Annotated in this window: 25 protein-coding genes; 22 read left to right on the forward strand and 3 right to left on the reverse strand. The window is 50.0% G+C overall.

Annotated features, from left to right (window positions below; translation table 11 throughout):
- Positions 1-153: 153 nt before the first annotated feature.
- The 3 genes from mntR to AC3Y23_RS03125 all read left to right on the forward strand — a co-directional run bounded on the left by mntR (position 154) and on the right by AC3Y23_RS03125 (position 3,438).
- On the forward strand, positions 154-579 hold the full coding sequence (gene mntR, locus AC3Y23_RS03115; protein ID WP_379195489.1) for a transcriptional regulator MntR: 426 nt from the start codon (positions 154-156) through the stop codon (positions 577-579).
- A gap of 138 nt (positions 580-717) precedes the next feature.
- Entirely contained in the window at positions 718-2,424 is a 1,707-nt protein-coding gene (locus AC3Y23_RS03120) for a family 10 glycosylhydrolase (RefSeq protein WP_379195491.1), read from the forward strand.
- 90 nt (positions 2,425-2,514) lie between these two features.
- Positions 2,515-3,438, forward strand: a complete 924-nt coding sequence (locus tag AC3Y23_RS03125) for a patatin-like phospholipase family protein (RefSeq protein WP_379195766.1) — start codon at positions 2,515-2,517, stop codon at positions 3,436-3,438.
- A 65-nt stretch (positions 3,439-3,503) separates the two neighbouring features.
- Here AC3Y23_RS03125 and AC3Y23_RS03130 read toward each other — a convergent pair whose 3' ends face one another.
- Both AC3Y23_RS03130 and AC3Y23_RS03135 read right to left on the reverse strand, forming a co-directional pair.
- On the reverse strand, positions 3,504-3,845 hold the full coding sequence (locus tag AC3Y23_RS03130; RefSeq protein ID WP_379195493.1) for a hypothetical protein: 342 nt from the start codon (positions 3,843-3,845) through the stop codon (positions 3,504-3,506).
- Positions 3,846-3,852: 7 nt separating this feature from the next.
- Positions 3,853-4,848: a DUF1385 domain-containing protein gene (locus AC3Y23_RS03135; protein ID WP_379195496.1), complete on the reverse strand. Its 996-nt coding sequence runs from the start codon at positions 4,846-4,848 to the stop codon at positions 3,853-3,855.
- Between the two features lie 159 nt (positions 4,849-5,007).
- Here AC3Y23_RS03135 and AC3Y23_RS03140 point away from each other — a divergent pair, with 159 nt between their 5' ends.
- The 4 genes from AC3Y23_RS03140 to AC3Y23_RS03155 all read left to right on the forward strand — a co-directional run bounded on the left by AC3Y23_RS03140 (position 5,008) and on the right by AC3Y23_RS03155 (position 8,823).
- Positions 5,008-5,499: a YqhR family membrane protein gene (locus tag AC3Y23_RS03140; RefSeq protein ID WP_379195498.1), complete on the forward strand. Its 492-nt coding sequence runs from the start codon at positions 5,008-5,010 to the stop codon at positions 5,497-5,499.
- A 75-nt stretch (positions 5,500-5,574) separates the two neighbouring features.
- Complete coding sequence (locus AC3Y23_RS03145) at positions 5,575-6,645, forward strand: M24 family metallopeptidase (RefSeq protein WP_379195500.1); 1,071 nt, start codon at positions 5,575-5,577, stop codon at positions 6,643-6,645.
- A 93-nt stretch (positions 6,646-6,738) separates the two neighbouring features.
- Positions 6,739-7,296, forward strand: a complete 558-nt coding sequence (gene efp, locus AC3Y23_RS03150; protein WP_379195502.1) for an elongation factor P — start codon at positions 6,739-6,741, stop codon at positions 7,294-7,296.
- 273 nt (positions 7,297-7,569) lie between these two features.
- A complete protein-coding gene (locus AC3Y23_RS03155) occupies positions 7,570-8,823 on the forward strand; it encodes an aspartate kinase (protein WP_379195768.1) in 1,254 nt (417 codons plus the stop codon).
- A gap of 671 nt (positions 8,824-9,494) precedes the next feature.
- Here the strand turns inward: AC3Y23_RS03155 and AC3Y23_RS03160 are convergent.
- Positions 9,495-10,361, reverse strand: coding sequence for a YitT family protein (locus AC3Y23_RS03160; RefSeq protein ID WP_379195504.1), 867 nt, complete (start codon positions 10,359-10,361; stop codon positions 9,495-9,497).
- Between the two features lie 227 nt (positions 10,362-10,588).
- Here AC3Y23_RS03160 and AC3Y23_RS03165 point away from each other — a divergent pair, with 227 nt between their 5' ends.
- From AC3Y23_RS03165 to nusB, 15 genes are all read left to right on the forward strand, one after another.
- Positions 10,589-10,852: a YqhV family protein gene (locus AC3Y23_RS03165; RefSeq protein WP_379195506.1), complete on the forward strand. Its 264-nt coding sequence runs from the start codon at positions 10,589-10,591 to the stop codon at positions 10,850-10,852.
- A gap of 83 nt (positions 10,853-10,935) precedes the next feature.
- Entirely contained in the window at positions 10,936-11,937 is a 1,002-nt protein-coding gene (gene spoIIIAA, locus AC3Y23_RS03170; protein ID WP_379195508.1) for a stage III sporulation protein AA, read from the forward strand.
- Positions 11,930-12,448, forward strand: coding sequence for a stage III sporulation protein SpoIIIAB (spoIIIAB, locus tag AC3Y23_RS03175; protein WP_379195510.1), 519 nt, complete (start codon positions 11,930-11,932; stop codon positions 12,446-12,448). The genes spoIIIAA and spoIIIAB overlap by 8 nt, the downstream gene beginning before the upstream one ends.
- 13 nt (positions 12,449-12,461) lie before the next feature.
- Positions 12,462-12,665, forward strand: coding sequence for a stage III sporulation protein AC (gene spoIIIAC / locus AC3Y23_RS03180; protein ID WP_379195512.1), 204 nt, complete (start codon positions 12,462-12,464; stop codon positions 12,663-12,665).
- Between the two features lie 12 nt (positions 12,666-12,677).
- Positions 12,678-13,067: a stage III sporulation protein AD gene (gene spoIIIAD / locus AC3Y23_RS03185; protein WP_379195514.1), complete on the forward strand. Its 390-nt coding sequence runs from the start codon at positions 12,678-12,680 to the stop codon at positions 13,065-13,067.
- A 47-nt stretch (positions 13,068-13,114) separates the two neighbouring features.
- Positions 13,115-14,341: a stage III sporulation protein AE gene (gene spoIIIAE / locus AC3Y23_RS03190; RefSeq protein ID WP_379195516.1), complete on the forward strand. Its 1,227-nt coding sequence runs from the start codon at positions 13,115-13,117 to the stop codon at positions 14,339-14,341.
- 84 nt (positions 14,342-14,425) lie between these two features.
- Positions 14,426-15,193 (forward strand): stage III sporulation protein AF, encoded by a 768-nt coding sequence (gene spoIIIAF, locus AC3Y23_RS03195; RefSeq protein WP_379195518.1) that lies wholly within the window; start codon positions 14,426-14,428, stop codon positions 15,191-15,193.
- A 46-nt stretch (positions 15,194-15,239) separates the two neighbouring features.
- Complete coding sequence (spoIIIAG, locus tag AC3Y23_RS03200; protein ID WP_379195520.1) at positions 15,240-15,881, forward strand: stage III sporulation protein AG; 642 nt, start codon at positions 15,240-15,242, stop codon at positions 15,879-15,881.
- A gap of 31 nt (positions 15,882-15,912) precedes the next feature.
- Complete coding sequence (locus tag AC3Y23_RS03205; RefSeq protein ID WP_379195522.1) at positions 15,913-16,800, forward strand: SpoIIIAH-like family protein; 888 nt, start codon at positions 15,913-15,915, stop codon at positions 16,798-16,800.
- Between the two features lie 149 nt (positions 16,801-16,949).
- Positions 16,950-17,456 carry an acetyl-CoA carboxylase biotin carboxyl carrier protein gene (gene accB, locus AC3Y23_RS03210; protein ID WP_379195524.1) on the forward strand — a complete coding sequence of 169 codons (507 nt, stop codon included), beginning with the start codon at positions 16,950-16,952 and terminating at the stop codon, positions 17,454-17,456.
- Between the two features lie 55 nt (positions 17,457-17,511).
- The gene (accC, locus tag AC3Y23_RS03215; protein WP_379195526.1) at positions 17,512-18,855 is read left to right on the forward strand and encodes an acetyl-CoA carboxylase biotin carboxylase subunit; all 1,344 of its coding nucleotides are present in this window, start codon (positions 17,512-17,514) and stop codon (positions 18,853-18,855) included.
- A 113-nt stretch (positions 18,856-18,968) separates the two neighbouring features.
- A complete protein-coding gene (locus tag AC3Y23_RS03220; protein WP_379195770.1) occupies positions 18,969-19,382 on the forward strand; it encodes an Asp23/Gls24 family envelope stress response protein in 414 nt (137 codons plus the stop codon).
- Between the two features lie 75 nt (positions 19,383-19,457).
- Positions 19,458-19,997 carry an alkaline shock response membrane anchor protein AmaP gene (gene amaP, locus AC3Y23_RS03225; RefSeq protein WP_379195528.1) on the forward strand — a complete coding sequence of 180 codons (540 nt, stop codon included), beginning with the start codon at positions 19,458-19,460 and terminating at the stop codon, positions 19,995-19,997.
- 15 nt (positions 19,998-20,012) lie between these two features.
- Positions 20,013-20,249 (forward strand): DUF2273 domain-containing protein, encoded by a 237-nt coding sequence (locus AC3Y23_RS03230; protein ID WP_379195530.1) that lies wholly within the window; start codon positions 20,013-20,015, stop codon positions 20,247-20,249.
- 197 nt (positions 20,250-20,446) lie between these two features.
- The gene (gene nusB / locus AC3Y23_RS03235) at positions 20,447-20,902 is read left to right on the forward strand and encodes a transcription antitermination factor NusB (RefSeq protein WP_066363708.1); all 456 of its coding nucleotides are present in this window, start codon (positions 20,447-20,449) and stop codon (positions 20,900-20,902) included.
- The last annotated feature ends 143 nt before the right edge of the window (positions 20,903-21,045 follow it).

Here is a 21,045-nt window from a genome sequence, read left to right on the forward strand (position 1 = left end):
TGATTTTATAGTCATTGAAACCGTGGTAATGCTGTGCAATTTGGACTGCAAAATGTGGCGGGACTTGCCAAGGAGCGGGAGAAACATGTATCATTGTTAGAGCAAGGTTTGGCCGCCTGCGCCACGCTCATTATAGAAAAGAGGTAAAGTTGAATGCCAACACCCAGCATGGAGGATTATTTGGAGCGCATATACAAGCTCATTGATGAGAAAGGGTATGCGCGGGTCTCGGATATTGCCGAGGGATTGGAAGTCCACCCTTCATCTGTGACCAAGATGATCCAAAAACTGGATAAGGACGAATATCTCATCTATGAGAAATATCGTGGGCTTGTCCTGACCAATAAAGGAAAAAAAGTGGGAAAACGACTGGTTGACCGTCATCAGCTGTTAGAGCAATTTCTCGAACTGATCGGTGTGCAAGAGGAGAATATCTATAAGGATGTTGAAGGCATCGAGCATCACTTGAGCTGGGATTCGATCACACGTATTGAGACACTGGTGGAATACTTCCGCCGGGACCAGGAACGAGTGCAGACGCTGTATAATATTCATGATGAACTGGTTAGCGATTCTTAGAAAAAGGAACCCGGATCTTCCTTTTCTACGGATTTACCGCAACCTTTCCCAGTTTTTTACGTCAAAACGGATACCGTCCTTTTTAGGATGACTCCGTTTTTTTGTTTTTTACCACACTTTTTGGATTGGGGAGGAATTATGAAATACCGTAAATGGATGCTTGGATTACTGGTAATCATCCTGAGTCTGCCGCTGTTTTCTGTAGGGATACGTGCAGCGGGGATTCAGATTACGATTGAACTGGATGGGGAGGCACTGGTCAGTGATGTGCCACCTTATATCACACCAAAGAATGTGACAATGGTGCCTATCAGCGTTATTAGTAAAGGGCTGCGCGCCGGCGTTGAATGGAATCAGAACAGTAAGACAGCTACGATCACGCAGGGCGACACGGTAATCAAGCTGACTAGCGGCCAGAAGAACGCCCTCGTGAATGGAACAGCTATAACCCTAGAATCCACCGTAGAGGTGAAGCAGGGGCGGGTAATGGTACCACTGCGTTTTGTCAGTGAACAGCTCGGGTTGCAGGTGGTATGGGATCAAGTAACGAAGCATATTTCCTTGTATACAGGGGCAGAGCCGCCGCAATCCTCAGGTCCGCAGCCGACACCATCGACTGCACCTACCTCTACACCTGTGCCTACAGGGACACCAGCTTCTACAGCAACGCCAGCACCAACGACGACGCCATCACCAACTGGAACAGTACCAAATGTTCCGTTACCTGGGGCCGGGGTCAGCAAAGAGATGAAAGGCGCATGGATTTCCTCTGTTTTCAATCTGGATTGGCCATCAGTATCTTCCGCCGGGAAAATCGACAAGCAGAAGCAGGAATTTGATAATCTGCTGGACAAGCTGAAGGCAGTGGGCTTTAATGCAGTCTTCGTGCAGGTTAGACCCTCTGCAGATAGCCTGTATCCTTCGTCCCTGGTGCCATGGTCGAAGGTATTGACCGGAACGCAAGGCAAAGACCCGGGCTATGACCCGCTCGCCTATATGGTCAGTGCAGCACACGCACGCGGTATGCAATTTCATGCCTGGTTCAACCCGTTCCGGGCTACAACGGATGCTTCAACTACAGGCCTTGCGAGTAATCATGTAGTTAAAGCTCATCCTGAATGGATAGTGAATGCTGGAGGCAAGCTGTACATAAATCCAGGGGTGCCTGAGGCTCGTCAGCATATTATTGATACGGTAATGGAAGTCGTCAATGGCTATGACATTGATGGCGTTCATCTGGACGATTATTTCTATCCGTCGAATACGACCTTCTCCGATGATGGAACCTTCAAGAGTTATAACGCCAAGGGAGTCGTATCGAAGGACGACTGGCGCCGGGACAACATCAATGAGTTCGTTCGCCAACTTGGGTCACAGATTCACAGCGCCAAGCCATCGGTATCGTATGGCATTAGTCCGTTTGGCGTCTGGCGCAACATCAAGATGGACAGCACTGGCTCTGATACCACCGCAGGCGTAACCGCCTATGACAGCATGTATGCCGATGTGCGGACATGGGTCAAGCAGGGTTGGATCGATTATGTTGCTCCGCAGATTTATTGGAGTCTGTCTTTCAACGCCGCACGGTATGACAAGCTGGTGGATTGGTGGGTGAATGAGGTAGGTAACACTAACGTGAAGCTCTACATCGGCCTGGCAGCTTATAAAGTAGGGGCCAGCGACCAAAGTGCGGAATGGCAGAGCGGTCAGCAGATTATCAATCAATTGAAATATAACGAGAAATATAATGAGGTGGCGGGAAGCATTATGTTCCGCGCCAATGATATTGTTGTCAGAGATCCGTTTGGCCTTTCAAGCCTGCTGACATTTTATTTTAAGCCCTGATTCTTTAGTTATCCCTTATAAGTCATGAATGTACCCCCGTGCTCATAGATAAGCAGTAAGATCTATGGGAACGGGGGTAATTCTATGGTTATGGCTATTAATGCTGTATTTGAAGGCGGGGGAGTAAAGGGGATTGCACTGGCGGGTGCTGTAGCGGCAACTGAGAGGGCAGGACGTACCTTTAGAAAAGTGGCAGGGACGTCTTCTGGCTCCATTGTGGCCAGCCTGATTGCCGCAGGCTATAACGGGGAGGAAATGAGCGGGATTATTAGGGAGACAGCCTTCACGATGTTTCTGAAGCGGGCACCTGTCTTCAACACCGGCATTGTCGGTCCGGCCCTGCGGGTGATGCTGAAGAAAGGATTGTATTCTGGCGAAGCGTTGGAATCGTGGATTCGCGGCATCCTGGAACAAAAGGGGGTGCGTACATTCGGCGATCTGCCACGCGGTAAATTGTACATTGTCGCTTCGGATATTACGAATGGGCGGATTGTCGTGCTTCCAGATGGGCTTAAGGACTACGGCATATCGCCGGAACAGTTTAGCGTGGCGAGAGCGGTGCGCATGAGCTGCAGTATTCCCTATTTCTTCGATCCGGTCATGCTGCGATTAAGTGGAGAGGCTGCGAAAGGCAAGCGATTTAGAGAGCAAATCGTGTACATCGTAGATGGCGGCTTGCTGAGTAATTTTCCGTTATGGTTGTTCCAGGAAAATAGCGGACCGTCTGCAAGTCCACTGGCTCCTGTTGTCGGCTATAGAATGATAGGCAGGGCAGATCCTCAGCCGAACCGGATTACCGGTCCATTCACGATGCTGCAGGCGATGATATCCACCATGCTATCCGCCCATGATGAACGGTATATTGAGAAGCAGAAGCTTGACCGCACTGTAAGAATTCCCACGCTGGGGGTCGGTACGACCCAATTTGACATTACACCGGAACTAAGTGACAAGCTATATGATTCTGGATTCAAGGCGGGCGAGGCGTTCTTCAAGGGCTGGCGGCCGCATTGAAGAGCAGACTTAATGAAAAAGGCATCTCTCACGTGACAAGCTAACGTGGAGATGCCTTTTTTGCATTAATGATATTTGGGTAGGTGATCATCGTTCTTGCCCTTGCTGCCTTCGATGACCTGGAATGGATAGCTTTTGCGTTTGCCAGGCGAGGCCTGGCTCTTGCGGGCGCCAGTTGCGCCAGCTACCTTGGCCATCGTCTTCTGGGAGGGCTTAACCTTGATCTTCGATCCACGCGTGCCTCCGCCATAAGACCGTTTTTTGAAGAAATAATAGATCACAGCGATCAAGAGAACCGGGATAATCAGTTCAGATAACGCCCTCCAATTACTATCGATGATCGCGTTCACCACTCCGAATGCTGCCAGCAGTATTGCACTCCAAAAAATCAAAGCATGCCTTTTCATAGGCCACTCATCCTTTCGCCGGATCCAATATGCCTGACACACTTGCTCCCGCATAACCCTTTGCTTCGATCTCTGCGTCCAACTCCCGCATGCGGTTGAAGGAAGCGATAGATACCTCTACTTGTTCGTCCTTAGGCTCCTTCGTTGTGAGCAATTGAAGCCACAGACCCGGATAGCCCAGGTACTTCAATCCTGGTATGTCGCGTACTGCGTTCGTTCCCTTCAAGACTTCAAAGGAGACCCCGATAACCACCGGCAGCAAAATAATCCGCTGAATGACACGTTCCCACAGACTATCCCATGGAACTACAGAGTAAATAATGACGCCAAGCACAATCGTCAGCATCATGAAGCTGCTTCCGCAGCGGTAATGCAGGCGGCTGTACTTCTGTACGTTGCGCACGGTCAATTCCTCACCAGCTTCAAAAGCGCTGATGACCTTATGCTCCGCGCCATGATACTGGAAGAGCCGCTTGATAACCGGTGTCTGGGAGATCGCCCACAGATAGACGAGCAGCAGAATCAGCTTGATGGCACCTTCTATGATGTTGTGCAAAACATAGTTATCAAATGCATTCTTAAAAAAGAAACTTTCAACGAATACCGGTACGAGGGTGAAAATCACCTTGCCAAAGATAAACGAAAGAATACCCATGACTGCGACGCCAAAAATCATCCCGAGGCTCCAGCCCTCTTCCTTATCCTTCTTCTTAGGTTTGGCGGCTTCTTCTGGCTCTACCTCATCCTCGGCATAAGATTCTGCGGAATAATTCAGGTGCTTGGAGCCCTTGGCGCTGGCATCTATAATACTGACAAGGCCGCGAAGCAGCGGGATTTTGCGCAGTTTAACGACCCAGCTTTTGTCGCTCCTCGGTACCTCCAAAAATGTGATTTCCTGATTCTTGCGCCGTACGGCAGTTACGTTAACATGCTTGCCGCCGAACATGACGCCTTCAATAACGGCTTGGCCGCCGTAGCTTGGAGTTTCCTGGGACAACCGCATTCACCTTCCCGTTGTAATATATTTGTATATCCTTCATTGTAACTAATTTTTACGGACATTACTAGTTGGATCGGCTTTTACTGTACATACTATCCATTAGAGTGAGGATAAGGATGTTTAGGCCTCATTAAACCAATGAGGAAAGGGTGTACAGTCAAGATGAGCAAGTCACAACAACAGAAGACCGTGCATACAAATCGGTTTGTGTTTGCCGTGGAGCTGGGCTTTTTTGCCGGATTCATCTGGGGAGGTGCCCGCTGGATCATGTATACACTGCGCTTTACCAAGGTCATTCCTGCTTTTTTGGCAGAACCTTTCTTCAAGCATGACTTCTTGCTGAAGCCGGCGGGCCATCTGATCGGTTACTTGTTCTTTATTGTTCTGTCGGTGATCGCTGCCCTGATTTATGTATTCGCACTACGCTGGTTAAAGGGCCCGTGGCCGGGGATGATTTATGGCATACTCTGGTGGGCAGGCCTCTTCCTGGCGGGTTCCTGGCTCTTCCTGTTACAGCGGCCATTCCGGCTGCCATGGAATTCAGTGGTCAGTGAATTTTGCGTATTTTTACTCTGGGGACTGTTTATTGGCTACACCACTGCAATGGAGTACACAGATGAGCGTAAGCGGGAACAGAAGAGCATACTTACTTAAACGCCTCAAAAAAACTTCTCAAGGGCATAACCCTATGTTAAAATACAATGTGGCTATTTTGAGAGGAGAATGAAAATGGGCAACAAGCGTGTCTCCAAGCTGCGCAAGACTTTGCTGGATCAGGGTTTGGATGCGATCTTAATTACCAGCGACATCAACCGCCGCTATTTGAGCGGATTTACCGGATCGTCAGGCTATGTACTCGTCACAGGTGATGATGCATATTTGCTGACAGACTTCAGGTATATGACACAGGCAGCGGATCAATCAAACGGATTAAAAGTGGTAGAGCACGCTTCCAAGTTTCTAGATACCGTACGTGAATTGCTGCCAGCAGGCAACAATGTGCGTATTGGCTTTGAACAGGATCATGTGGCTTACAGCGCTTATACAGCTTATGCGGATGCTTTGAAGCCGGCTGAGTTGGTTCCGGTATCCAAGGCTGTTGAGAACCTGCGCACCTACAAGGATGAAGAAGAGCTGGCTGTCATGAGACGGGCTGGCGCGCTCGCGGATGATACTTTCCGCCATATTCTGAATGTGATCAAACCGGGCATGACCGAACGTGATGTGGATCTGGAAATGGAATTCTACATGCGTACCCATGGGGCAACGTCTTCGTCCTTCGATACGATCGTGGCTTCCGGTGAACGTTCGTCGATGCCGCATGGTGTGGCGAGCAGCCGTGTGATCAAGGGCAATGAGTTCATAACCTTGGACTTCGGTGCTCTGCTTGACGGATACTGCTCCGACCTGACGCGGACCATTGCGCTGGGATCACCAGATCCGAAGCTGAAAGAGATTTATGATATTGTGCTGGAAGCTCAGCTACATACGCTGGCCAATATCAAACCTGGCATGACTGGACGTGAATGCGACGCACTGGCGCGTGATATCATTACGCGTTATGGCTACGGCGAGCAGTTCGGACACAGCACAGGCCATGGTCTTGGTATGGAAGTGCATGAATGGCCGCGTCTCTCCAAGCTCAGTGATGAGATTATGGAGCCAGGCATGGTAGTTACCGTGGAGCCGGGGATTTATCTGCCGGGTCTTGGCGGCGTACGCATTGAAGATGATGTAGTGATTACGGAAAGCGGCATTGCGCTGCTGACGCACTCGTCCAAAGAGTATACAGTATTGTAATTCGGTTTTAAGCCCATGAGTAGCTTTCGAACGGGAAGACTATATTTTCTCATCAGGGTTCCATTATAATTATTGATTTCAGGAGGGGTATTTGTGATTTCAGTTAACGATTTTAAAACAGGTTTGACCGTAGAGGTGGACGGCGATATCTTCACCGTTCTTGATTTCCAGCATGTTAAGCCAGGTAAAGGTGCGGCATTCGTACGCTCCAAGCTTAAAAACCTGCGCAACGGTAACACCGTTGAGCGTACTTTCCGTGCAGGCGAAACCATCGGTCGCGCCATCATCGAAAATCGTGGTGTACAGTACCTGTATGCCAGCGGTTCGGAGCACACTTTCATGGACAACGAAACTTACGATCAGTTCGAACTGTCCAGCAAGCAGCTTGAATGGGAACTTCACTTCCTGAAAGAGAACATGACTGTGAACATCGTGAGCTATCAAGGCGAGATCCTCGGGATCAACCTGCCTACCAGCGTAGAGCTGAAGGTTACTGAAACTGAGCCAGGCGTTAAAGGAAACACCGCTCAAGGTGCTACTAAAGCCGCGACGCTGGAGACTGGTCACACCGTACAAGTACCTTTGTTCATCAACGAAGGCGACGTTCTTCTGATCGATACTCGCGAAGGTAAATACATCTCCCGCGCGTAGTCTTTCAGTCAAGAGCTATGTTCCATATAAGATTTTATTGCGTACAAGCCCCCTGCATTAGCGGTGGGGCTTGTACGTGTTTGGGTTTCCAAAACAAATAAATTCCTGTTAAAATCCTTTTGTAAGGGGCCTGTTTCCGGACAATCCAAGAATTGCCCGGATATTTTTTTGTGAAACCATTAACGCATAACACTAATTTCGTATTATACTGATTTAAAGCGGGAAACTGAAAGTTAGATACTACATAGACCGAAATAGGGAGTGAATGAGACTTTGTCACTTTATGTCATGAAATTCGGGGGCAGCTCCGTTGGCGACATCGAACGCATGAAGCGGGTCGCAGGACGTATTGCACAGAAGCAAGATGAGGGCCACCGCTGTGTTGTAGTTGTATCCGCCATGGGCGATACGACAGATGATTTGATTGATCAGGCGAAGGAGCTGAACGCTCAGCCACCAGCGCGTGAAATGGATATGCTGATGACTACAGGGGAGCAAATCTCTGTGGCTTTGTTGTCTATCGCACTGCATGGGATTGGCCGGGACGCTGTGTCCTATACAGGCTGGCAGGCTGGATTCCGTACAGATGAAACGCACGGACGGGCTCGCATTAACGAAATTTTGCCTGACCGCGTGCTGGAGTCGCTGGAGAAGAACCAGATTGTCATCGTTGCCGGCTTCCAGGGGATGACGGTGAACGGAGAGATCACCACGCTAGGTCGCGGTGGTTCTGACACAACGGCTGTTGCACTTGCGGCGGCGATCAAAGCGGATGTGTGTGAGATCTACACTGATGTCGACGGGATTTACTCAACCGACCCGCGGATCGTGAAGACTGCGCGCAAACTGAAAGAAATCTCTTACGACGAGATGCTGGAGCTCGCCAATCTGGGCGCTGCTGTTCTGCATCCGCGTGCTGTAGAGTATGCTAAACGTCACCAAGTCAAGCTGGTCGTCAGATCAAGCTTTAACCATAATGAAGGTACTGTTGTGAAGGAGGAAACAAACATGGAGCAGGGAGTAGTGGTAAGCGGTATTGCCTACGACAAGAACGTGGCGCGGATCAGCATTTTGGGAGTGCCTGATGTGCCGGGTGTACTGGCCCAAGTCTTCGGCAAGCTGGCTGAAGAAGGCATTGATGTGGATATTATTGTACAGAGCGGCGTACAAGGGGAGCATGCAGATTTCTCCTTTACCGTCTCGCTGGATGATCTGGAACGTGCTAAGGAAGTGATTAAGGAGCTGCATAGCGCACTGCCTTACCGTGAAGTGACCTCCGAGGATAATCTTATCAAGGTATCCATTGTCGGCGCTGGTATGGTCAGCCATCCTGGCGTGGCCGCACAGATGTTTGATGTTATCTCGAGACAAGGCGTTAGCATCAAGATGGTTAGTACGTCCGAGATCAAAGTATCTTGTGTCATTGAATCGGGCAATCTGCAAAATATTATTCAGGCGCTTCACACCGCCTATAATTTGGATACCACTGAGCAAGCTTTTGTGGGCGGCCCACAGGACCGTCGTTAAGCTATACGTGAACGCACAAACAGGGATGTCAGCAGCCATTACGGCTGCCGGCATCCCTGTTTTTATGGTTTTATGTGGAACTATGTAATACGAACAAAAGAAATTAACCAAAAGCAAAGATGCGCGAACAGGGAAGCTTGGGACTGTGTAGATAGAAAGTGCTCGTCGAAAAGATCTCGTCTGAAGTGCTCGCCTGAAGTGCTCGCCTGAAGTGCTCGCCTGAAAGAGCACGTCTGAAAGCAGCCTTCTATAAGGAGAGCTGGCGCCGGAATTTAGACTGTCAACAGATTTTTCGCTAGAAGCGCTACATTCCCCTTCATCAGTCGTCTTAACAGTGAAAAAGAGGGACTACTCCCCAACTAAGAGCATTTTTGTACCTTATTTTTCTTCAATAAAAGCAAATTAGGGAAATAAGGGCAATATTGCATCTTATTTTTTGAAAAAGCATGCTGGACAGTGTATTCTCAAGAATTTAAGGTGCAATATTGCACTTAATCTCCACTACCTCCTAGCTGCAGAGGATTTAAGGTGCGAAAATGCCATTAATTACACTTTGAACCTTTTATAAAGCTCTCTTTTTCTTGGCTATGTTTGTTTTTTAATACGTTCTATATAGCGGCTGCACTCTTTGAAAAAACTCGAATCTGAATCTATCGGATCACTCCGCACTGCTAGGCAAGCCTTCTGAACCGGCCCAGAATCTCTACCGTCTCCAGCACATTGACGAAGGCTTTCGGATCAGTCTCCAGGATCGTCTTTCTAAGCTCCGACAGCTCATAGCGGGTTGTGACCGTCATCAGCATGGTGTTGCCCTCATGACTGTAACCACCCTCCGCATTCACTACGGTAACCCCATGCGGCAGAAGGGTGAGCCGGTTCAGCATTTTCTCCCGTTCCTTGGTGACGATGAAGCAGGTCAGTTTGATGTGGCGGATGTGAATCATATCCACGACCCGGCTTTTGACGAAGATGCAGAGCATGGCATACAGGGCCGAATCCCAGCTTTTGAAGAAACCGAGACTCAAAATCACAACCCCGTCCATGACGAACAGGATCGAGCCCATCGGAATATCGTGCTTACGGGTAATAATAGAGCCAAGAATATCAAATCCCCCGGAGGAACCACCGACTCGCAGCGCGAATCCAACCCCGCAGGCAATAATTACCCCACCGAAAATACTGGCCAGAATCGGGTCCTTGGTCAATTTCACCACGGGAATAATCGTCATGAACCAGGTTGTAGCCACCACCGAGAGCATGCTTAGACAGATATACTTCTTGCCCACAGCGATAAAGCCCCACACCAAAATCGGTAAGTTCATTGCAAAATAAAATATAGTGATATATTTCGGATTGGTTAGATACCCGACTACCGATGCTGCCCCGGCTATACCTCCACTTAACAACTGGTGCGGAATCAGAAACAGACGCAGTCCGCTGGCGACCAAGAAGGCCGAGATAATAATAATTACCACTTCTCGCGCCCGCTTCACAGCAACTGCGCCAGTTAGTCCTGCCCATAAACTTCGAACATGCATAATGATGATCCCCTCTTTTTTTCTCGTGTAAAAATAAATTTATCATACCGATGATATTTTCTTATCGAGATGATCACTATGATTTGTTTCACAATCCTCCCCTTAATCTTCCCTATCTTTCCTGTCTAATCCGTGCCTGTCCCGCATATCCATGAATAATGGCTTGAAGTAGATGATTCCAAGGAAGTAGGAGTGTTATTAATCTTGTCAAAAGGAGATGAACAGATTTGGACAAGTATGTAAGTTGGATGGCAGTACTTAGAATGTTGTCCGGGAGCGCCGAGATTATAGCTGCGCTGATTATGCTGCGGCTTAATCAGGTGGATAAGGCACTGGCCGTTAATTCTACACTGGCTTTAGTAGGCCCCACGATCCTAATTCTAACCACGACGATTGGACTCACCGGGATGGCACAGGAACTGTCTTGGGGCAAGCTAGGCTGGATTGGTTGCGGTGTTGCCTTTCTCTTAATTGGAATTCTAAAAAAATGATAGATGATAGTCATATTTGACCGGTACAAGCATAAATATGAATTAAAGCAGAAGAAGTAGAGGACAACTTGGGGGTAGCGTGTATGGCAAATGAGTGGCTTCACTTATTCCCTGAAAAAGTAAGAGTGTTGCTAAAAAGCCTTCCCTTACAGCTTTTATCGGCGGTAGAGGAAATCCGGGTCCGCGAAGGCCGGCCGCTCGAAATCAACTATTCCGGCAAGTACCACTTTCTAAGCGGCGATGGTAGCCTCACACAAAAGCCAGGCGAAGCTTATCGGCCGGATCGCGAGGACAGCCATCGGTTGCTGGATCTGATCAGCAACCATTCCTTGTATACGATGGAAGAAGAGCTGCGAAAGGGCTTCATTACGATTCCTGGAGGGCATCGAATTGGACTGGCTGGGCGAACGGTGCTTAGCGGGGGCGGTGTCGAGCATTTGCGCGATATCACCGGATTCAATGTGCGCATCGCACGTGAGGTACCAGGTGTGGCGGACGCGGTGCTGCCTTATCTGCTGGACAAAGGTCGAATGCGGGTGCTGCATACGCTGATCCTTTCCCCGCCCCAGCATGGCAAGACTACACTGCTGCGCGATCTCGCCAGACAAATCTCAGGCGGTAGTCAGAACAGACAGGATGGAGTCCGGCAAGGTCTCAAGGTTGGTATCGTCGATGAACGATCCGAGATTGCAGGGAGCAGACGCGGAATTCCCGCCTTCGATGTAGGCCCACGCACCGACATTTTGGACGGCTGCCCCAAAGCGGAAGGAATGATGATGATGATTCGCTCGCTTTCTCCAGACGTCATTATTGCTGATGAGATTGGCCGTCCGGAGGATGCCGAAGCGGTAACTGAAGCACTGCACGCAGGCATCACGGTCGTGGCTTCCGCTCACGGTAAGGAAGTGGCCGAGCTGGCCCGCAGACCGGGATTAGGTAGCCTGATCGAGCACAAGATGTTTGAGCGTTATGTGATTCTGCGCCGCGGTGAGGCGGGACTATCCTTCCGCATCCTGGACGGTCAGAAACGCGCGCTGCTGCCAAGCTCCCCGGGGGAGCGGATAGGCGGTGAACGCCATGCTTAAACTGTTCGGCGCCGTGCTGGTCGTGTTAGCCGGCACACTGGCCGGGTTCCAACGGGCCAGGCAGTATGCCGACCGCCCCCGGAATATCCGTGGCCTGATCGCCGCCCTGCAGCGACTGGAGACGGAGATTATGTACGGCTTTACACCATTGCCGGAAGCGCTGCGGCGGATCGGACAGCAGTGCAAGGAACCGCTGCGAGCCTTGTTCGTCCAAGCTGCCGAGGAAATGTCACCGCCGCATGATCGCAGCGCAGAGGAGGCCTTCGGCCGGGCGATGGAGGTTCACTGGAAGGCCGCAGCGTTGAAGGTAGCGGAGAAAGAGATTATGAGGCAGCTAAGCTGTACGCTTGGCACAAGCGACAGGTCGAACCAGAGCAACCATATCGCGCTGGCTTTGCAGCAATTGAAGCAGGAAGAGACAGCGGCCAGAGAGGATCAAGGCAAATACGAAACTATGAGCAAAAGCCTGGGTCTGCTGCTTGGAGCATTGATCGTCATTTTGATCTTTTAGCGAGGTGCCAGGAATGAATATTGAAGTGAATGCCATCTTCCAAATTGCCGGCATTGGCATCATCATCGCCATGATTCATACCGTGTTGAAGCAGATGGGTAAAGAGGATATCGCCCATTGGGTCACAGTCATCGGGTTCGTTGTCGTGCTGTTCATGGTTATCCGAATGCTGGACGGATTGCTCCAGGAAATCAAAACGATCTTTCTTTTTCATTAGGCGCGGCGTGTCATGGAGATCATTCAAGTTGTAGGGATCGGGCTCATGTCGACCATATTGATACTCGTCCTGAAGGAACAAAAGCCGATGTTCGCCTTCCTGCTCACAGCTGCCACAGGTGTTCTGATCTTTCTGTTCCTGATTGGAAAAATCGGGATGGTTCTCTCCACACTGGAGCGGATCGCCGAATCCTCTGGCATGGAAATGATCTACTTAAAGACCATATTCAAAATTATCGGGATTTCCTACATTGCCGAATTTGGCGCTCAGGTGGTGCGTGATGCAGGCCAGGAGTCGATTGCCTCAAAGATTGAGCTAGCCGGAAAAATACTGATCATGGTGCTGGCCGTGCCCATCATTAGCATTATCATCGAAACGGTTATGAAGCTTTTACCCGCATAGGGTCTTAAAGAACTACGAACGCGAAACAGGGACAGGGAGGAGAAGTCATGCCGGAACGCCGCAAGTTTCGCCCTCCACCGTTCAAACGCATACTGCTTCTGCTCCCCTGCCTCCTGATGCTGTGGTGTGCCGGGAGCGCCGCTGCTTCGCCAGCATCCTCTCCTGATGGGAACTCAACACCGGTGGATCAATGGGTGAAAAGCCAGGTGGAGAGTCTCCCCAAGGACAAAGTCGACCAATACTGGGATCAGCTGATGAAGGATTACGGCGGATTCTTCCCGGACGGGGCCACCCCTACCCTTATGGATATGCTGCTACCAGGAGACAAGGGACTCAGCATGAAAGGGGTGCTGTCAGGCCTGGGAGGGTACATGTGGCACGAGGTACTCTATAACGGCAAGCTCCTCGTCACCATTGTCATGATCAGTGTGATGAGTATGATTCTGGAGACGCTACAGACCGCTTTTGAACGTAAAACCGTCAGTAAAGTCGCGTATACCCTCTGTTATATGGTAGTGCTCGTCATTGCCGTCAACAGTTTCAATATTGCTATCGGTTATGCCAAGGATGCGATCGATAAGATGATTGATTTCATGATGGCGATGATTCCGCTGCTCTTCGCGCTTCTTGCTTCCATGGGGAATATCATCACAGTCTCAGTCACGCATCCATTGATCGTGTTCATGATCCATACGGTTGGTACCTTAATTCACACTGTGGTTTTCCCGCTGCTATTCTTCTCGGCCGTGCTGCATCTGGTCAGCTCGCTGTCCGAGAAATACAAGCTTACCCAACTGGCCAATCTGCTGCGCAATATCGGTGCCGGGCTGCTGGGGGTACTGCTGACTGTGTTTCTGGGCGTCATATCCGTCAGGGGCATTACCAGCTCGGTCACTGACGGGGTTACGATCAGGGCTGCAAAGTATATAACGGGAAATTTCGTTCCGGTCATCGGCAAAATGTTCGCGGATGCTACGGACACCGTCATCTCCGCTTCACTGCTGGTGAAGAACGCCATTGGGTTGTCGGGAGTCATCATTATTTTGTTCCTCTGTGCATTCCCGGCGATCAAAATCCTGGTGCTTGCTCTCATCTACAATGTTGCTGCTGCTGTGATGCAGCCGCTCGGCGAGACACCGATTGTATCCTGCCTGCAGACCATTGGAAAAAGTATGGTGTATGTGTTCGCCGCCTTGGCTGCGGTCTCGCTCATGTTCTTCCTGGCCGTCACCATTATGCTGACCGCAGGCAATGTCACGGTAATGATGAGGTGAGTGTAGATTGGTGTCTCTGAACCCAGATTGTAGCTAAGGATTTCAGGGGTACTGGACATGTAACACACTTTTGGGAGGGAGACAATGACCTGGTTAAGCGATTGGCTGCGTGAGATCATCCTTGTGGTGCTGCTGGCTGCTTTCGTGGAGTTGCTCCTTCCAAGCAAATCTATGGAGCGTTATGCCAGACTGGTGCTCAGCCTGTTGATCCTACTCACTCTGCTGAACCCCGTCGTTTCCTTGTTGAAGGGAGACGCTGCCAAGGAGCTAAGCATGGCGATAGGCCAGCAGGAGAAGACTGGTGGCCTGTTCTCAAGCACAGGTAAAGGGGAAGATTCGTTGGAGAAAATTTTGGCGGACGGACAGAAGTTAGCCCAGGGCCGTCAGGAGCAGAGCCTCAAGCTGGCGGCTGAGGAAGTAGCAGGACAGATGCGAGAGCAGATTATCAGCGAGACAAGCGTCCGAGGTGTTCGCGTGACTGTCTCGCTGGCCATGGGCAAGCCCCCTGAGGGCAGCGGCGAGGATGTCCCGATGATTTCAGGCGTAACGGTAGCGCTGCCTGCAGCCCCTTCCCCCTCAGGGACGGAGGCAGGGAAGGGAGGTGCCTCCGGCGCAGCAGTCTCCCAGCCGATTGTCATCCCTCCTGTGGAAGCCGTAGAGGTATCTATAGGGGGCACACCAAGTGCAGTGCCATCCCAGACCGGACAGGCGGGAGCAAAGGGCAGTGTCGAAGAGAGCGGAGAGTCATCGAAAGAAGCGAAGTCAATCACTGAACTGCTAAAGCAAAAATGGGACCTTAATCCGGAGGTCATCCACATACAAGATCAAAACGTAAGCGACAAGAAGTTGTAAGGCGAAGAATGAAGAGTATGCCAAACAATGAAGGGGGGTTACAGGGATGGGAAATTGGTTGAAAAAGCTGGAACAGTGGGCCGGGGGTGGAGCGGGAAGCCCAAAGCGGAGTCATACATTCCGCTGGCTGATTATTCTGGGCTTGCTGGGCGCGGCGATTATGCTCTTCAATTCTTTTGTGAATGTGAAGAAGCTCGACAGTGAGAATACGGGCCGGGAGCCGCCCAGTACCGGCAGTTCACAAGCTACAATCCAGCAGGCTGATCCTGGGGCAGCAAATTCTTTTTCCAGCATAGAACAAGCCATGGAGGACCGCACCAAGGAAATTCTGGAGAAAATCGTCGGTGTGGGGACAGTGGATATTATGGTTACCGTTGATTCTACCGAGGAGATCGTCGTGCAGCGAGATGTCAAAGACTCTCAGCAGCTTAGTGAAGAGACGGATGCCAACGGGGGAAAACGCCATACGACACAGTACACAAGGGACGGCGAGATCGTAACCTACTCTCAGTCCGGGGATCAGACCCCGATCATAACCAAGCGGCTCAAACCTCAGGTGCGCGGTGTGCTGGTGGTAGCCAAAGGAGCAGAGAACAAGGTCGTTCGGGGCTTGATTGAGCAAGCCGTTCAGAAAGGACTGAATGTACCTAGCTACAAGATCTCTGTAGTTCCGCGCAAGCAGGAATAGAAGAAGGAAAGCATAAAAGGAGGAATAAGGAATGAACGGCAAAAGACAAACGATTTGGTTAGTATCGATGCTCAGCTTGATGGTGGTATTATCCGCATATTATTTGTTCACAGAGGACTCCGGTGCTTCGGTTCCAAAGGAGACGGCAGGCAGCATGCAGGTGGATGGCGCAGCTAAGGGAAACTCTCCCAATAATGCGCTTGATAAAGGCTTCGAGGTTAATGAAGTTGTGACACAAGGTGATGTTACCGGCGATGGGGGAACTACCGCTCAGAATGCTGTACAGGACCCTGCAACATTAGATGACAGCACAGCAGCGACTACAGGAGACAGCAGCAAGGCTACTGATAACAAGAATAATGAATCGGTAAAATCCGGTGCTTCAGACAAAACAGCCGATAAATCGTCTGCAACGGATATAAACACTGACGGTAACAAATCAACTGCTGACAGCAAGAGCGGCAGCGACAAGAGTGCCGATAAGAAAACCGCAGCAGGCGAGAAAACATCAGCTAAAAAAGATGCTGATATTCTGGACGAAGTCGCCTCCCAAAGTGTCTCCGCAAGCAGTTTCTTCAACAACTACTTGTACGAGCGTGAGCAAAAGAATGTGAAGCAGCAACGGGATCTGATGGCTATGATCAATGACATGGATAAAACACCGGCTGAGAACGCTGTAGCTCAGCAGCAGCTTAGTGCGTTAGAAGAGAAAGAATCCAAAATAACTGCCATCGAAGAGCAACTCCAGCAAAAATATGGGGAAGCCGTCGTCAAGGAAGACAGCAACAATTTCTACAAAGTGATCGTTCTGAGTGACAAGCTGGATGTGAAGCAAGCGGTGGGCATTGTGGACCTGGTCATGAAAGAACTTAGCGTTACACAAGACAAGGTCAGCGTACAGTACATCTCTCAGCAATAAGCTATGAAAAAAAAGCAAAGAAAATAGCGAAATTGCTCGGGTTATCCCGGGCTCTTTCCATTTCTAGCGTTTATGATATAATACTTAAAGTTATCTTGTCCGCGAAGAAGAGCGGTTTCGAGAGAAAGCTGAAGGAGTGAACTGATTTTATGTTCAAATTAAGCGAAATTAAGGAATTGATCAAATTGCTGGACCAGACATCCTCCGTACATGAGCTGGAGATTGAGAACGAAGGAATGAAACTGGCTATCCGCAAACCGAACCGCCCTGAGGCCGACGGAACAGCGGTTCCTTATGCCTATCCTCTGACGCAGCCTGTTCTGCAACAGCCTGTTCCGCAACAACCAGCGGTGCAGCCGACTGTGATCGAGACACCTGGTCAGGTGCAGACTCCGTCTACTCCTGCAGAAAGTACACTACATACAATCGTGTCTCCGATGGTGGGTACCTTCTATAGTGCCGCATCTCCTGAAACGCCGTCGTTTGTATCTGTCGGCGACCGTGTCAATGCCAAGACAACAGTGTGCATTATCGAAGCTATGAAGCTGATGAATGAACTGGAAGCAGAAGTGAAAGGCGAAATCGTATCCGTCTTGGTCGAGAACGGCCAGCTTGTGGAATACGGCCAGCCATTGTTCTTGGTCAAACCGGAATAATATGCTGTAAATCATGCGGAGCTTAAGGCTCCGCAATACTTTTGGGAGGAAACGCATGAACATTCAAAAAGTGCTGATTGCCAACCGTGGAGAAATAGCGGTCCGCATTATTCGGGCCTGTCGTGAACTCGGCATTTCCACCGTGGCAGTCTATTCCGAGCCCGACAGGGACTCACTGCATGTCCGGTTGGCAGATGAGGCCTACTGCATTGGACCAATGCCATCCAAGGACAGCTATCTGAACTTTACAAATATTATGAGTGTTGCCACGTTGACCGAATGCGATGCGATCCATCCGGGATACGGTTTTCTCGCGGAGAACGCTGACTTTGCTGAGATTTGCGAGTCTTGCAACATTACATTTATCGGGCCTTCCCCGGAAGCGATTACGCGTATGGGTGACAAGGCTGTGGCGAAAGACACCATGAAGCAGGCCGGAGTTCCGGTCATCCCGGGTTCTGATGGCCTTGTGGGTGATGTAGAGGAAGCTATAGCGCTGGGCCGTGAGATCGGGTATCCGATCATCGTCAAGGCAACAGCGGGCGGCGGAGGCAAGGGCATCCGGATTGCTGAGGATGAAGAATCCCTGGTGAAGCAGATTACTGCAGCCCAGCAGGAAGCACAGAAGGCCTTCGGCAACGCCGGAGTCTATCTGGAGAAATTCCTGACGGGAATGAAGCATGTTGAGATACAGATTATTGCCGATAAGCATGGAAATGTGGTCCATCTGGGTGAACGGGACTGCTCCGTGCAGCGCCGTCGTCAGAAACTGGTGGAGGAAGCGCCTTGCGCCGTACTGACACCGGAAATTCGTGAGGCTATGGGTAATGCAGCCGTACGTGCAGCGCTTGCCGTGAACTATTCCGGAGCAGGTACACTGGAATTTCTACTCGGACCGGATGGTAAATTCTATTTCATGGAAATGAACACCCGGATTCAAGTCGAACACCCAGTTACTGAAATGGTTACCGGTGTTGACCTGATCAAGGAAATGATTTCTGTTGCTGAAGGCAATCCGCTTTCATTCAAGCAAGAGGATATTGTCATTGACGGCTGGTCCATCGAATGCCGAATCAATGCCGAAGATCCTGAGAAGAATTTCATGCCTTCTCCGGGCAAAATCGGCTTCTATCTGCCACCAGGAGGTCTTGGTGTTCGCGTAGACAGCGGCGCTTATCCTGGGTATACCATTTCGCCTTTCTATGATTCCATGATTGCAAAGCTGATTGTCTGGGCACCAACCCGTCAGGAAGCCATTGCGAAGATGAAGCGCGCCCTGGGCGAGTTCGCGGTGGAAGGAATCCATACGACTATTCCGTTCCATCAAAAACTGCTCGAACATCCTGTGTTCTTGGATGGGAACTTTGATATCAAATTCCTGGAAGAGTATGAAGTTTAGGACGACTGTACTTTGTTTGTCATAAAGTTCGCCAAATGATATAGTATGTTTAATAAGAGACGTGCTTTAAGCTTGAAATCATGAACAACATGTTGAAAGGTGTGAAGGCTAATATGAGTACATTGCCGACGGAATTTGAACGGACTGAAATCGGTGAAATCCAAATCGCCCCGGAAGTAATCGAGGTAATCGCAGGTTTGGCAACCGTAGAAGTTAAAGGTGTGGCCGGCATGAGCGGTGGATTTGCCGGAGGTATTGTGGAACTTCTCGGACGTAAGAACCTGTCCAAAGGTGTAAAGGTAGAGGTTGGACAACGCGAGGCTGCGGTAGATGTATCCGTAATCATCGAGTACGGCAACCGTCTTCCTGAAGTAGCTGCGGAGATTCAGCGCAATGTTAAGCGTTCCATCGAGACCATGACTGGACTTACCGTTGTGGAAGTCAATGTTCATATTCATGATGTGCAGTTCAAGAGCACCACTGTAGAAAAGAACGAGGATGTTGAAGCTGTGGTTCGTGTGAAATAAAAGCCACCCGTTCTTCTATAAACCCCCGACAGCAACGTCGAGGGTTTACTCTAATTTAAGGAGGTTATGAGACTCGTGGCGAAAATTTTGGACAGGCTTCTGCTCTTCATCTACAGCCTTAGCATCGGAATATTATCTGCAATAGCCATCCTCCTCTTGAGCGGGGCCATCCCTAGAACGGTGGAGATTAAGGATGGGCCGGCAGTCTACATTGTTGCGATCACGATCGCGGTGATCCTGTTCTTGCTCAGCATTCGTTTCTTCTACATCTCGATGCGACGTGACCGGGCAACCCTGCCTTCGGTGGATCAGCGCACAGAGTACGGAGATATCCAGATCTCCATGGAAACGATTGAGAACCTCAGCCTTAAGGCTGCCGGCAAGGTGAAAGGCATTCGTGACCTGAAGTCGCGTATTCGCGTCTCTCAGGCGGGTCTTGAAATCATGATCCGCGCGGTGGTGGACGGAGAGCATTCGCTCCCGCTGCTGACCACGGAAGTTCAGCGTCAGGTGCACGATTTCGTGCAGGAGACGACTGGCATACCAGTCGCGGATGTGTCCGTATATATTGCCAACCTGTCACAGTCTCCAAGCTTCAAAAGTCGAGTGGAATAGAGGTGGGTTTCCCCTATGTCCTGGAGAGAAGTATGGGAAAGTCACGGGGGTAGGATCGCCGGAGTTACCTTCGGGATCATTCTCGGTTTGATTTATTTGATTAGCGGTTTTTGGGATATGCTGTTCTTTGCACTGGTAGTGTTCATCGGATATACGCTTGGCAAAAGGAAGGACGATCACGCGCAGTCTCTGTTGGTTAGATGGCAGGAGCTGGTGGAGTGGTTGTCTGGACGCTGGCGTCCTTTCAAATGAACCGCGATAGTCTTTCTCCCGAAGCAGGAATTGTAGGTTTGCTGATGTTCGTTGCCCCGGAAGAAAGATCACGCGGTTTTTTTGTGGAGAGAAGACTCCTGCCGCAGTTGTAATAATCTGTGTCCTATATAGGGATAGAATGTGCTAAATTTGGGCTTAAAATAAAGATATGCGAAACAAGATTTTAGGAGGAACACATGAAGAGACGTTTAGCGAGAGAGATTATTGTACAAAGCCTGTACCAAATGGAAATGAATGATGTGGACAGTGCTGAAGCGGTAGAAATGCTGCTGGAAGAGGCTTCGGAGGAGAATGAGACGGAGCGTGTCATTACCGATGAGATTGAACTGAAGCACTATGTAGTAGATCATGTGAATGGCGTATGGGAACATAAGGTAGCGATTGATGACATGCTGGAGTATTACTTGAAGGGCTGGCAAATGAGCCGTTTGTCGCGGGTGGACCGTCAGATTTTGCGTCTGGCGACTTTTGAAATGGTATTCGCAAGCGATGTGCCTGCCAAGGTATCGGTCAACGAAGCGATTGATCTAGCCAAGCACTTTGGTACCGAGGATTCCGGCAAGTTCGTGAACGGGGTACTGGGTAAAATGATCCAGGAACTGGACACGCTTAAAGCTGATCACCTCCAATAAGTAATTTAAGGTGAGGATGCTGTGGGGAACCATGGACTGTGAGGAATCACTTAGATATGAGGAACCACGGACTATTGAAGGTCGCTGTGGGAAATAAGCTCCAAAATGCCCCTTAATTAGGCGGGAAACAGGCGAATGTATGA

The sequence above is a fragment of the Paenibacillus sp. MAHUQ-45 genome (assembly GCF_058133325.1).